This is a genomic window from Nonomuraea antri, assembly GCF_013283785.1.
GTDB lineage: Bacteria > Actinomycetota > Actinomycetes > Streptosporangiales > Streptosporangiaceae > Nonomuraea > Nonomuraea antri.
The window spans coordinates 15,749-27,682 of the sequence record NZ_JABCPZ010000149.1; the positions used below are offsets into that span (position 1 = coordinate 15,749).

The window sequence follows — 11,934 nt, forward strand, 5'->3', positions numbered from 1 at the left end:
GAATGAAGCCCTGGGCCGCCGTCGCGGCAGCCGTACCGCTCGCCGCCCTCTGCGCCGGAGCCGTGCCCGCCGCCGCGGCCGAATCCCAGGCCCGCCGGGCCGATCCGCCCCGCGTGCCCGCCGGCACCACGGCGTCGTGGCTGGTCTACGACAGGACCGCGGGCAGGTTCGTGGCCACCAGGAACGCGCACCGCAAGTTCCGCTCGGCCTCGGTGGTGAAGATCCTCATCGCCATCGACTACCTCGAACGCCGCACCAAGGTCCCGGCCGCCGACGCCCGGCTGCTCAAGATCATGCTGCGCTCCAGCGACGACGACGCCGCCTCCACGTTCTGGGACCGCGGCGGCAAGGGCGCGATCGTCACCCGCATGGCGCGCAAGCTCGGCCTGGCCGACACCACGCCGCCGCCCGCGTCCAAGCCCGGGTTCTGGGGCTACGTCTCGCTCAGCGCGTACGACATCGTCCGCACCTACCGCTACCTGCTCGACCGCGCCGACCCCCGGGTACGCGACACGATCCTCGGCCACCTGCGCCAGGCCACCCCGTGCGGCAGCGACGGCTTCGACCAGACCTTCGGCATCCCCGACGCGCTGCCCCGGCCCTGGGCGGTCAAGCAGGGCTGGTCGGGCTTCGGCACCACGCCGCCCGTCAGGTGCGACGTCTCGGCCAAGAGCGCGCCCCTGTCCTGGATCGCCAGGCACGCCACCGGCTCCGGCATCCCCGACTACGGCCGTCCCGTGCTGCACTCCACCGGGCTGGTCGGCCGGGGCGACCGGCACATCGTCGCGGTGCTGACCGCCCACCCGGCGGGCAGCACCTGGAGCGGCTCGGTCAAGCGCATCACCACGCTCACCCGCGCCCTGTACCGCTCGCTGCCGCGCTAACGGCGAAGCAGCCCGATGATCAGGTCCTTGACCTCGGTGGCGGCGTAAGAGTCCGCGTCGAACGGGCCGAGCAGCACCGGGCCGTCGGCCGGGTCGTCGGGCAGCCGGCCGTGGCTGCCGCGCACCGGGGCCGGGTTCAGCGGCACCACCGACATCGTGTAGCGGAAGCCGAGCAGCTTGCGCGCCAGCGCCAGCCCCGCCCTGGCCTTCACGAACGGGTCGGACGGATCCATGAACAGCTCCGCCGGGTCGTAGCCGGGCTTGCGGTGGATCTCCACCAGGCGGGCGAAGTCCGGCGCCCGGTCGTCCGACAGCCAGTAGTAGTAGGTGAACCAGGCGTCCGGCTCGGCGACCGCGACCAGCTCACCGGCCCGCTCGTGGTCGAGCCCGCGGGCGGCCTTGCCCCGCTCGCCCAGCACCTCGTCCACGCCGTCCAGCTCGGTCAGCACCGCCCTGGCCCTGGGCAGGTCGGCCGGGTCCTTGACGTAGACGTGCGCGATCTGGTGGTCGGCGACGGCGAAGGCCCGCGACGTCCACGGATCCAGGTACTCCATGCCGGCCTGCGTGTACACCTCCAGCAGCCCGGCCGCGCGCAGCGCCCGGTTGACGTCGACCGGCCGGGACGCGGCGGTGATGCCGTACTCGGACAGCACGACCGTGTCGGCCTCCTCCTCCAGCAGCGGCGCGAGCGCCGCGTCCACCCGCTCGGCCGCCGCCACCGCCTCAGGGCCGTCCGGGCCGTGCCGCTGCAGGTCGTAGTCGAGGTGCGGGACGTAGACCAGCAGCAGATCGGGCCGCGCCGCATGCAGGATGTGGCGGGCCGCGCCGACGATCCACTCGGTCGAGGCGATCCCGGCCGTCGGACCCCAGTAGTTGAACAGCGGGAACGTCCCCAGCTCCGCCTCCAACTCGTCGTGCAGCGACGGCGGCCTGGTGTAGCAGTCGGGGGACTTGCGGCCGTCGGCGTAGTAGATCGGGCGCGGGGTCACCAGCAGGTCGCTGGCCGCGCCCATGGCGTACCACCAGCACACGTTGGCCGTGGTCAGGCCGGGCACCGCGTCCCAGAGCTGGCCGCCCTGGATGAGCGCGTTGTGCTGGCGCCACAGCAGCACCTCGCCCAGGTCCCTGAAGTACCAGCCGTTGCCGACGATGCCGTGCTCGCGCGGCATCGTCCCGGTCAGCAGCGTCGCCTGCATCGAGCAGGTGACGGCGGGCAGCACCGGACGCAGCGTCGCCGCCGGCCCGGCCTTGCAGACGGCCGGCATGTGGGCGAGCAGGCGCGGGGTCAGCCCGACCACGTTGATCACCACGAGGGGCGCCATCACAGCTCCTTCAGTCCGAGCGCCACGAGCTCGCGGCGGGTCCAGTCCAGTTCGGCCGCGACGCACTCGGCGACGTCGCGCCGCTCGCCCGGCATGACGCTCCACGTGTACGTCTCCACCTCGACGTGCCTGGTCAGCGGGGCCGGCCCGGCGAGCAGCGCGGCCAGCAGGCGGCGCAGGTAGCCGCGGGTGGTGGTCAGCGGCGGCGGGAGCTCGGCATGCAGCGGCAGGTGGAAGTGCACCCGCCAGGTCTCCTCGGCCGGCAGGGCCCCGGCCAGGGCCTCGCCCAGGTCGTCGGTGAAGCCGGAGGCCGAACGGGTCTGGTGCAGGAAGCGGCGCTCGTCGAAGCGGGCCAGTTCCGCCTGCGCGCCGGGCGGGGACTCCAGCGCGCAGGACGCCTGCAGCTTGACGATCGGCAGCGTCAGGTCGGGCGGCTCCTCGAAGCCGACGGCGAGGTGGCAGGCGTCCAGGCAGACGCCCAGCAGCTCGTGACCGGCCACGCCCAGGGGCAGCAGGGCGCGGGCCTGGCCGGTGGTCTCCACGACGCAGCCGGGCTCCGGCTCGAAGCCCACCCTGATCACCTTGCCGGTGCGCTCCGCGCGCTCGCGCAGCCCGGCGGCCAGCGCGGCGAGCTGCTGCGACACGGCGACCGCGGTGTCGGGCGACCAGGCGGTGCGCCAGGTGAGCGGCAGCGTGGAGATCGTGCCCTCGCCGACGTCGGCGGGCAGCAGCCCGGCCAGGACGTCGGCCAGGTCGAGGGTGTAACGCAGCCGCTCGGGCGTGCCCCAGTCCGGCTCGTACACCCGATATTTCACCACCTCCTGCTGAAAGCCCTGGTACGGGAAGCCGTTCAGCGTCACGACCTCCAGCCCGAGCCGGTCCAGCGCCGTCCGCAGCCCGGCCAGCTCGGCGGCGTCGGCGGCCAGCGTCGCCGCCACCCCGCGCGACAACCACAGCCCGACCCCCAGCCGCTCCGCGCCGAGCAGCGCGCGCACCCGCGCGCACGGCCCGGCGAGCTGGGCGTGTATGCCCGGCAGATCCTCGGCCGGATGCACGTTCGTGCAGTACGCCAGGTGCACGATCGAGCCGTCGGCGTGCCCGAACCGCATTCAGCCGCCCCTCTTGATCGTGTTGCCCGCGTAGTCGGCGCCGGTGTCCGGCGACCCCAGGTCCAGCCGGCCGCTCTGGCCGTAGAAGGCCACCGGGTTGCGCCACAGCACCTGGTCGACGTCGTCGTCGCCGAACCCGGCGGCGAGCATCTCGGCCGCCACCTCGCGCGTCTTCAGCGGGTCGCTCCTGCCCCAGTCGGCGGCCGAGTTGACCAGCATCCGCGCGGTGCCGTGCGCGCGCAGGACCGCCACCATCCGGCCGGGCGTCATCTTCGTGTCCGGGTAGATCGAGAACCCCATCCAGCAGCCGGAGTCGGCGACCAGGCCGACGGTGGGCTCGTTGAGATGATCGACCAGCACCCGTTCCGGCGGGATCCCGGCCGCGCGCACCACGTCCAGCGAACGGCGGGTTCCGGCCACCTTGTCCCGGTGCGGAGTGTGCACCAGGACCGGCAGGTCGTACTCGGCGGCCAGGGCGAGCTGCGACTCGAACGCCTTGTCCTCGGCCGGCGTCATCGAGTCGTAGCCGACCTCGCCGACCGCGACCACGGCGTCCTTCAGCAGGTAGCGGGGCAGCTCGGCGAGCACCTCCGCGCAGCGCGGGTCGTTGGCCTCCTTCGGGTTCAGCGCCAGCGCGCAGTGGTGGCTGATGCCGTACTGCGCCGCCCGGTACGGCTCCCAGCCGAGCAGCGCGTCGAAGTAGTCGAGGAAGCTGCCCACGCCGGTGCGCGGCTGGCCGAGCCAGAAGGCCGGCTCGACCACCGCGCGCACCCCGGCCGCGCGCATGCGCTCGTAGTCGTCGGTGGTACGCGAGGTCATGTGGATGTGGGGGTCGAAGATGCGCATCAGATCCTCTCCAGCACGTCCTGGGGAACCGGGCGCCCGGCCGCGCGCCGCTCGGCCGCGTAGTCGCCCAGCATCCTGGCCAGCTCGGCGTCCGAACGCGCCGCCAGCCCGGACACCGACGACAGCGGGATCGACATGAACACGCACTTGAGCACGCCCTGCCGGTAGGCGTGATCGTCCAGCCAGCGCGCGCCGTAGTCGCCCATCGCGGCCTCGACCAGCCGGGCGTCGTTGGTCCGCAGCGCGTCCTCGACCAGCGGCAGCGCCCGCGGGCCGAGGTCCAGCCCCGGCAGCGCGCGCAGGATGTCCAGCCGCTCGCCGGCGTCGCCCCGCCGGTACAGCTCGGCCAGCGTGTCCGCGTCCAGGCGGGCCAGCAGCCGCGCCCGCGCGTCAGGGCCGCCGAGCCTGCGTGCCTGAGGGAAGAGGCGGTGCACCGCCCCGGGTTCGCGCTCCACCTCCCGCACCGCCCGCTGGATCCAATCGCCCATACGCCCTCCTGAGGAAGTCGATCGACCTGCGCGCCACCTCGGGCGCCGCGTGACTGTGCCGCGCCAGCTCCACCGCCACCAGCCCGGTGAACGGGGCGAGCGCGGCCAGCACGGGCGGGAAGTCCATGGTCCCCTCGCCGAACTCCAGATGCTCGTGCACGCCCTGGCGCATGTCCTCGATCTGCACGTGCACCAGGTACGGCAGCGCCTCCCGCACGGACGCCACCACGTCCTGGCCCAGGCAGTGGCAGTGGCCGAGGTCGAGCGTGAGCCCGAAGCGGGGATGATCGTCCAGCATCTCGCGCAGCTGGAGATAGCCCGACAGGTCCTCGACCAGCATGCCGGGCTCGGGCTCGAACGCCAGCGTCACGTGCAACCGGTCGGCCACCTCGAGCAGGACGCGGAGCCTGTCCGCGAGCCTGCGCCAGGCCTCGAACTCGCTCATGCCCTCGGGTTTGGCGCCGCTCCACAGGTGGACGGCGGGCGCGCCGAGGCAGAACGCCACGTACATGGCCCGGTTGAGGAAGACGAACCGTTCGTCGCCCATGCCGTCCATCAGGGTGGGGTGGTGCTTGCGCCACGGGTCGAGCGTGTAGCGGCCGCCGGTCTCGACCACCGCGCTCATGCCGTGCCGCGCCAGCTGCGCGCGCGTCTCCTCCATCCTGGCCGACAGGTCCGGCTCGTACGGGTGCAGGTGCCCGTGGTCGAGCGTGATCGCCACGCCGCTGTAGCCGAGCTCGGCCAGGATGTCCACCACCTGGGGCAGCGAGTGGTTGGTGAAGCCGTTGGTGCAGTAGGCCCACTTCACGGCGCTCTCCTCACGACGTTCACCGCGCTCTCCTCACGACGTGGCCATCCGGGTGGACAGCCGGCGGCCCACGGGGTGCGCGGCCAGCAGGGCGGCGGCCTGCGCCGGGCGGCCCGCCCCGGCGACGGCACTGGCCTGGAGCGGCAGCAGGGCGAGGATGCCGAGCCTGACCGCCTGCCGCACGCGGTCGGGCTCCGGGCGGGTACGTAGCCCGGCCTGGGCGGGGACGGCGACCGCGAGATACCCGGCGACCATCACCAGCCCCCCGGCCCTGGCCACCACCCGGCTCGCCGGGGCGGAGGCGTTCCGGAAGGCGGCGAGGTCGGGGGAGGAGCTGCGCAAGGTGGCGAGGGCGGCGGCGGTGGCGGCGACGGCGGTGGCCGTGAGCGCGGCCGCGACCGTGCCACGGGAGGCGCCCTTCACCTCGGCGCGCCCCAGCACGCTGATGCCGTAGGTGTGCGCGCCCACCGCCAGCGCCGTCGGCCAGGCCCGGCGCCGGCCACCCGCGCCGAGCAGCACGTCCAGTGCCCGGCACGCGGCCATCGCGGCCGGGCCCGCCGCCGTGCGCTTGAGCCCCAGGTCGTAGGCGCACACCGCGCCGGCCAGCAGCCCGGCCAGCGCGAAGCCGCGGCGCCCGCCGGTCAGCGCGGCCGCGGCCAGCCCCGCCCCGGTCAGGCCCGCCGCCAGCGCCAGCGTCCGGCCAGGGCTGATCCGCCCGGACGGGATCGGCCGCTCGGGCCGCTCGACGGCGTCGGCGTCGCGGTCGGCCCAGTCGTTGAGCGCCATCCCGGCCCAGTACAGCAGGGTCGAGGCCACGGCCAGGCCGGGGTTCCAGCGGAGCCCGGCGGCCGCCGCGCCCGCCATGGTGTCGCCGGGCACCGACACCGCCGCCGGCGCCCTGACCACCTCCAGCAGCGTGCGCAGGCCGCTCACACCAGCTCCTCGGCGAACGCGCGCAGCCGCTCGTACTGGGCGGACAGCCGGTGCTCCGCGCTGTGCAGCGGATCCTTGAAGAAGTAGCCGAGATCGGGCAGCGGACCGTAACGGCCCCGCTGGTGCGCGCGGGCGGTCAGCCTGACCAGGTCCAGCACGAGGGGCGCGGCCAGCGCGGAGTCGCAGCCCTGCCAGGTGAACTGCAGGCTCATGCCGGTGCCCAGGAAGCCGTCGAAACTGACGTGGTCCCAGGCGGTCTTCCATTCGCCGAGACCGGCGACGTAGTCGATGTGGGTCTGGCCCTCGGTGCCCGGGCCGAGTATGGCGTCCAGCGCGCGTTGCTTGGAACGTTGCTTGCTGTCGCGGGCGGCCGGGTCGGCCAGCGTGGCGCCGTCCCCGCCGCCCAGCAGGTTGAGCCCCGACCAAGAACGCACGCGCAGGCCGCGATCGGCGAACATGGGCGCGAGCACGGTCTTGAGCAGGGTCTCGCCGGTCTTGCCGTCCCGTCCGGCGAACGGCACCCGCTCGGCCAGCGCGAGATGGGCCAGCGCGGGCAGCGCGGGCCCGGTCGACGGCGTGAACTCGACGTAGCCGCAGCCGGCGCGGAAGGCGGCGTAGGCGTAGCGGGAGCTGGCGGGCAGGCTGTTCGGATCGAGCGTGGCCAGGTCGTGGTGCCGGGGGTCGTCGGCCGGGCGCGGCTCGGTGGAGGAGAGGTTGACCACCACCACCCGCTCCAGCGCGTGCCGCCGCCGGAAGCCGGTCAGGTCCTCGATCAGCGCGGGGATCGGGGCGTTGCCCGGCCGGACGCGCGCGTCGGCGGCGTCCAGCTCGTCGGCCAGCAGGGCGGGCAGCGACGGCGGCAGCACCCCGGCGGCGCTGAGCCGTTCCGCCTGCTTGCGCAGGGAGGTCTCGACCAGCTCGTGGCCGCCGAAGACCAGGTCGGAGATGGGCGGCAGGACGCGGGGGAAGCCGGGGGTCTCGGTGACGCAGCCGTCGGGGCCGGCCAGCCCCGCTCTGATCGCCGCCGCGCCGGTGATCACGGTGGTCGCCACGGAGCCCCGGGCGCCGATGAGCCATACGCCGATTCCCGCCATTGGAAGCCCCTCTCGATCACCCGCCCGTGATCACATATAAAACGGGGGATTTTTCGCTGTAAAGAGGTGATGTCTGGGGCCGATGTGGATCAGAGGGACGGACGCTGTCGCGCGCCCCGGAGCGGCCGCCTGCGCGCCCGCCCCGGGGCAGGCGCCGTCGGGCGCGCGCCGGAAATATCCGGATATGTAGGCCGGTCGCCATCGGCCGTTGTCAGAGTGATCGCGTACTTTTATCGGCACTCTCGCCAACCGCCTGGACGGCCACGCACGCAGGGCAGACCATGCCAGCATGACCACCACCCACACCCTTGACGTGCCCGGCGCGCGCCTGCATTACGAGGTTCGCGGAACGGGGCCATTGCTGCTGATCACCGGAGCTCCCATGGGCGTCGGCGGCTTCGCGATGTTCGCCGACGCGATGTCCGACGACCACACCGTCGTCACCCACGACCCCAGGGGCATCGGCGCCAGCCGCCTCGACGACCCCGACCAGGACTCCACCCCCGACCTGCGCGCCGACGACCTCGCCGCGCTGCTGGACGCGCTCGGCGCCGAGTCCGCCGACGTGTTCGGCAGCAGCGGCGGCGCCGTGACGGCGCTCGCGCTGGCCACCAGGCACCCCGCCCGGGTGCGTACGGTGCTCGCGCACGAGCCCCCGCTGCTGCAACTGCTCCCCGACGCCCCGCGGCAGAACGTCGCCGTGGAAGAGATGGTCGAGACCTGCCGCAGGGACGGCCCGATGGCGGCGATCGCGCAGTTCACCCGGTGGGCCGGGTTCGAGGAGGGCGACGAGGGCGCGCCCGTGCCGCAGGGCGAGCTCACTGAGCGGGACCTCGCCGACGTCACCCGCTTCTACCTGCACGAGATCCGCCACACCACCCGCTACCAGCCCGACCTGGCGGCGCTGCGTGACGGCCCGGTCCGGGTCGAGGTCGGGGTGGGGACGGAGTCGGCCAGGCTGATGACGTACCAGGCCTCGGTACGGCTGACCGAACTGCTCGGGCGGCCGCCGGTGGTGTTCCCCGGCGACCACGGCGGGTTCATCGGCCGTCCCAAGGAGTTCGCCGAGGTCCTGCGCACGCTGCTCGAACAGGGCCGCCGCTAGCCGCCGTCGCTGAACCGCTGCCGCCGGTCGTGGGCGGCCACCCCGCGCGCCCACGACCGTGCCCACCACCGCGCTGACGACCGTGCTCACGCTAGGTGGCACGACCGGGCCCGGCTGTGATCCTCGTTGTGAGACGTTGTCAAATGACCTGTCGGGCGATAGGACTGCTCACTGGAGTGATCTTCAAGGTCGTCCGCTCGGGAGGGAACCACGTGGAATTCGCGATCCTCGGGACAGTCCGCATCACCGGACCGGAGGGACGCGTCCAGCTCAGCGGGAAGCAGCGGGCGGTGGTCGCGGTTCTCCTGCTCCACGCGAACACCACGATGTCCAGGGAACGGCTGATCGAGGCGATCTGGGACGACCCGCCGCGTTCGGCGCCGGCGAACGTCCACACCTACGTCCATCAGGTGCGCCGGGCGCTGGCGGGCACCACGCTGCGGGTGCGTACCGAGGGCTCCGGGTACCGCTGCGAGCTGCCGCCCGACCAGCTCGACCTGATCCTCTTCGAGGACCTGGCCCGCCGGGCCAGGCGGGAGCGCGGCCGCGGCGACCTCGAGGCGGCCGAACTCGCCTACGCCGCCGCGGTCGCGCTGTGGCGCGGGAACCCGCTCGAGGACGTGCAACTCGGCGGCGCGCTGGCCCCGCGCCTGGCCGAGCTGGCCGAACGGCTGGCGGTGATCAGGTCGGAGTGGATCGACGCGCGGCTCGCCCTCGGCCGTGACGACCTGGTGGCCGAGCTGCGCGCGCTGGTCACGGCCCACCCGCTGCGCGAACGCACCTGGGAACAACTGATGATCGCGCTGTATCGCAGCGGGCGGCGCGACGAGGCGCTGGGCACGTTCCGCGAGGCACGCACGCTGCTCATCGACGAGCTGGGCATCGAACCCGGACACGACCTGTCGCGCCTGCACGCCGCGCTGCTCGCCGACGACCCCGTACTCGACCCCCGCCTGCTGCCCGCCCCGCCCGCGTTCGGCCCACGGCGGAACCCGGGATCGCCGGCACTCACGTTCGGCTCGCCGCAGGACCCCGCGTCGCCCGGAGTCGCGTTTGGGTCGCTGCCGGACCCGGCGTCGCCCGGAGGCTCGCGCCCGGCGTCCTTCGGCCCCGCGCCGGGCTCGGATCCGGGCTCCGCGCCCGCGGCGAAGGACGGCGGGCCGGCCGCGCCCGCGGCGTTCGCGGTGCGGGAGCGCACGCCCTGCCGCCTGCCCGCCGACACCGCCGACTTCGTCGGACGCACCGCCGAACTCGACGCGCTGCTGCCGGTGATGCGCGCCCGCGAGGACCGGGGCAGCCCGCCCATCGCCGTCGTCTCCGGGCTGCCCGGCGTGGGCAAGACCACCTTCGCCGTGCACCTGGCGCACCGGCTGCGTCCCGACTACCCCGACGGGCAGCTCTTCGTCCGGCTGCGTCAGGACGGCTCCGGCCCGCGCGAGCCCGCCGAGCTGCTGGACGAGCTGCTGCGCTCGCTCGGTGTCGACGGCACCCTGATCCCCGGCCCGGTCGAGGAGCGGGCCGGGCTGCTGCGGCAGCGGCTGGCCGACCTGGCGGTGCTCGTCGTGCTGGACGACGCCCACGACGAGACCCAGTTACGCCACCTGCTGCCGGGCACCGGGCGCGGGGCGGTGCTGGTGACGTCCAGGTCGCGGCTGCCCGCGCTGGAGGGCGCGGTGCAACTCCCGCTCGACCTGCCCGGCGAGGACGACGCCAGGCGGCTGCTCGAAGGGGTGGCCGGCCGCGACCGGATCTCCGCGGCCCCCGAGGCGGCCGAGGAGATCCTGCGCTCGTGCGGCCGGCTGCCGCTGGCGATCAGGGTCGCGGGCGCCCGGCTGGCCACCCGCCCGGTCTGGCCGGTGCGCGAGTTCGCCACCCGGCTGGCCGACCGCGGCCTGGACGAGCTGGTCGTGGGCGGGCTCGACGTGCGGGCCACGTTCGAGATGAGCTACGCGGCGCTGCCCGAGCCGGCCGGGCGCGCGTTCCGGCTGCTCGGCCTGGCCGGGCTGGACAGCGTGGCGGAGTGGACGGTCGCCGCGCTGCTCGGCGTGCCCGCGCTCGACGCGGACGCGGCGCTGGAGACGCTGGTCGCCCGCGGCATGCTCGACTCCACCGAGATCGACGCCGCCGGCCAGCCCCGCTACCGGCTGCACGACCTGCTGCGGGTGTACGCCCGGGAACGAGCCGAGGCGCAGGAACCGCCGGCCGCCCGGCGCGAGGCGCTGCTCAGGCACGCCGCCGAGTGCCTGGCCAGGCTCAGAACCGCCACCCGCCACCTCCCGATCGCGGTGGCACCACCCCCCGCCCAACCCGCTCCAGCCCAGGAGCCGGCCGCGACCTCCGGCACCCCGAGCACGGACCGGCACGGGCAGCCGGCCGGGGCCGCGTGGCTGTCGGCCGAGCGCCGGACGCTCGTGCTCGCCGTCGAGTCGGCCGCCGCGCTCGGCCAGGTCGGCATGGCCGCCGAACTGGCCCACCACCTGTCGAGCTACCTCACCATGGACGGCTTCATCGACGACGTCGAACGCGTCCAGGACGCCGTCATCCGCACGGCGGAGGCGGCCGGCGACGAGCGCGCCGCCCTGCGCGCCGGGCTGCTGCGCGCCAACGCGAGCATCAGCAGAGGCAGGTACGAGTCGACCCTGGAACAGTGCGAGACCATGCTGGCCGGGTTCGAGCGGATCGGCGACCGGCACGGCTCGGCGTACGCGCTGATCACCGCCGCCGCCGCCCGCCACGGGCTCGGCCGGCTGCCCGAGGCGCTGCACGACGCGCACCGCGCGCTGAACCTGCTGACCGAACTCGGCGACCGGCCGGGGCTGGACTACGCGTGGACCTGGCCGATCTGGATCCACATCGACCAGGGCGACTACGACCGCGCGGTGGAGATCTGCCACGCCAGGCTGAAGGAGCTCGGCGACGACGACCCGGTGATCTCCGCGAACCTGCTGCGCGCCCTCGGCACCGCCCGCTACCTGGGCGGCGAGCCGGCCGAGGCGGTCGCGCACTACCGGGAGAGCCTGCTGGCCAGCGAGGCGATCGGCGATCGGGTCGAGGTCAGCAAGGTGCTGCGCAGGCTGGGCGAGGCCCTGGGCGCGCTCGGCCGCTTCGACGAGGCGGCCGAGGCGCTGGCCGCCAGCCTGCGGTTGTTCGGCGAGTGCGGGGACCGGCTGGGCGAGGCGCTGGCCCTGCACGCGCTCGGCGCCGTCCGGCTGCGTCAGGGGCGGGCGGGCGAGGCGGCCGGCCACCTGCGTACGGCGCTCGACCTGCTCGGCCCGGACGGCCCGGCCGTCTGGCGCAAGCGCACCCTCGACGAACTCGCCCGCGCCGAATCAGAACACCCGACCC

At 74.4% G+C, this 11,934-nt stretch carries 10 protein-coding genes; 3 read left to right on the plus strand and 7 right to left on the minus strand.

What is annotated here, in order from left to right:
- Positions 1 to 2: 2 nt before the first annotated feature.
- Positions 3 to 884 carry a D-alanyl-D-alanine carboxypeptidase family protein gene (locus HII36_RS36170; protein ID WP_217370407.1) on the plus strand — a complete coding sequence of 294 codons (882 nt, stop codon included), beginning with the start codon at positions 3 to 5 and terminating at the stop codon, positions 882 to 884.
- Here HII36_RS36170 and HII36_RS36175 read toward each other — a convergent pair.
- Genes HII36_RS36175 through HII36_RS36205 form a run of 7 tightly spaced genes read right to left on the minus strand, consistent with a single transcriptional unit; the run spans position 881 to position 7,484 of the window.
- Complete coding sequence (locus HII36_RS36175; protein WP_173527824.1) at positions 881 to 2,206, minus strand: alkaline phosphatase family protein; 1,326 nt, start codon at positions 2,204 to 2,206, stop codon at positions 881 to 883. The two genes, HII36_RS36170 and HII36_RS36175, sit on opposite strands and share 4 nt — an antisense overlap.
- Positions 2,206 to 3,315, minus strand: coding sequence for a metabolite traffic protein EboE (eboE, locus tag HII36_RS36180; RefSeq protein ID WP_173527825.1), 1,110 nt, complete (start codon positions 3,313 to 3,315; stop codon positions 2,206 to 2,208). The genes HII36_RS36175 and eboE overlap by 1 nt, the downstream gene beginning before the upstream one ends.
- On the minus strand, positions 3,316 to 4,161 hold the full coding sequence (locus HII36_RS36185; protein WP_173527826.1) for a TatD family hydrolase: 846 nt from the start codon (positions 4,159 to 4,161) through the stop codon (positions 3,316 to 3,318).
- Positions 4,161 to 4,616 (minus strand): EboA domain-containing protein, encoded by a 456-nt coding sequence (locus HII36_RS36190; protein ID WP_217370408.1) that lies wholly within the window; start codon positions 4,614 to 4,616, stop codon positions 4,161 to 4,163. Before HII36_RS36190 ends, HII36_RS36185 begins: the two co-directional genes overlap by 1 nt.
- Positions 4,552 to 5,457, minus strand: coding sequence for a sugar phosphate isomerase/epimerase family protein (locus HII36_RS36195; RefSeq protein WP_173527828.1), 906 nt, complete (start codon positions 5,455 to 5,457; stop codon positions 4,552 to 4,554). Before HII36_RS36195 ends, HII36_RS36190 begins: the two co-directional genes overlap by 65 nt.
- 33 nt (positions 5,458 to 5,490) lie before the next feature.
- The gene (locus HII36_RS36200) at positions 5,491 to 6,390 is read right to left on the minus strand and encodes an SCO3242 family prenyltransferase (protein WP_328808043.1); all 900 of its coding nucleotides are present in this window, start codon (positions 6,388 to 6,390) and stop codon (positions 5,491 to 5,493) included.
- On the minus strand, positions 6,387 to 7,484 hold the full coding sequence (locus tag HII36_RS36205) for an inositol-3-phosphate synthase (RefSeq protein ID WP_173527829.1): 1,098 nt from the start codon (positions 7,482 to 7,484) through the stop codon (positions 6,387 to 6,389). Before HII36_RS36205 ends, HII36_RS36200 begins: the two co-directional genes overlap by 4 nt.
- 289 nt (positions 7,485 to 7,773) lie before the next feature.
- Between HII36_RS36205 and HII36_RS36210 the strand changes: the two genes are divergently transcribed.
- Positions 7,774 to 8,589, plus strand: coding sequence for an alpha/beta fold hydrolase (locus HII36_RS36210; RefSeq protein ID WP_173527830.1), 816 nt, complete (start codon positions 7,774 to 7,776; stop codon positions 8,587 to 8,589).
- Between the two features lie 212 nt (positions 8,590 to 8,801).
- Positions 8,802 to 11,934 (plus strand): AfsR/SARP family transcriptional regulator (locus tag HII36_RS36215; protein ID WP_173527831.1); only part of this gene is annotated, 3,133 nt, incomplete at its 3' end.